At 61.9% G+C, this 1,108-nt stretch carries 2 protein-coding genes; both read right to left on the bottom strand.

Annotation, left to right across the window (positions count from 1 at the left end):
• Window positions 1-423: aminotransferase class V-fold PLP-dependent enzyme (locus EN939_RS35310; protein WP_127271955.1), on the bottom strand; the 423-nt coding region annotated here is incomplete at its 3' end.
• A 4-nt stretch (window positions 424-427) separates the two neighbouring features.
• A partial coding sequence (gene sufD / locus EN939_RS35305; RefSeq protein WP_127271954.1) for a Fe-S cluster assembly protein SufD occupies window positions 428-1,108 on the bottom strand: 681 nt, incomplete at its 5' end.

Below are 1,108 nucleotides of genomic sequence, written 5' to 3'. Positions count from 1 at the left end.
GATGAAATGCCAGGGAACGATGTTGGAGTGGTGCTCCATGATCGACAGCACGATCTCGTCGCCCTCGCCGATGTTGGGCATGCCATAGCCATAGGCGACCGTGTTGATGGCCGAAGTCGTGTTCGAGGTGAAGATGATGTTGTCGGTGCTCGGCGCATTGAGGAAGCGGCGCACCGTCTCTCGCGCCTTTTCGTAGGCATCGGTCGCGGCGTTCGAGAGAAAATGCAGGCCGCGATGGACGTTGGCGTATTCCTGGGAATAGGCATGCTGGATTGTGTCCAGCACCGCCTGCGGCTTTTGTGCCGAGGCGCCATTGTCGAGATAGACCAGCGGCTTGCCATAGACTTCCCGCGACAGGATCGGGAAATCGCGGCGGATCGCTTCGACGTCGTAGAAATCTCCGATCTTGCCCGGTGCGTTCATCAAATCACCCGTGCGCCGCGAACCAGCCGTCGAGCCGCGCCTCCAGCGCTTCGACGATTGCCTCGTCGTCAAGTTCCTCGATCACCTCGGCGACGAAGGCCTTGACGAGCAAGCCCCGCGCGCTTTTCTCGTCGACGCCGCGCGCCATCAGGTAGAACAGATGGTTATGGTCGATCTCGGTGACCGTCGCGCCGTGGCCGCAAATCACGTCGTCGGCGAAGATTTCAAGCTCGGGCTTGGTCGAGAACTCGCCGTCGTCCGACAGCAGCAGCGTGTTGCAGGCCATCTTGGCGTTGGTCTTCTGCGCATATTGATGGACGTTGATGCGACCCTGGAAGACGCCGCGCGCCTTGCCCGTCACCACGTTGCGGATGACTTCCGTCGAGGTCGTGTGCGGCACGGCGTGGTCGAGCACCATGGTCACGTCGGTATGGGTGTCGCCGGCCAGGAGGTTGATGCCGCGCAGCTTGAAATCGGCGCCTTCGCCAGTCGTCCTGACCATGATCTCCTGGCGCACCAGTCTGCCGCCGGCGTTCATGACAAACAACGTCAGTTTCGCATTCTTGCCGATATGGGCCTTGAACTGCGCCAGATGCGCCGCCGTTTCCGGCTGCTCCTGGACGATCAGCCACGTCACCTCGGCGCCCTCGCCGAGCACGAGCTGGCTGACCGAGCTGCCCAAGGC

The organism is Mesorhizobium sp. M7A.F.Ca.CA.002.05.1.1, assembly GCF_003998335.1.
In the GTDB taxonomy this organism is placed as follows: domain Bacteria; phylum Pseudomonadota; class Alphaproteobacteria; order Rhizobiales; family Rhizobiaceae; genus Mesorhizobium.
The sequence above is the reverse complement of the archived record's forward strand: the minus strand, read 5'-3'. Positions and strand labels throughout refer to the sequence as shown.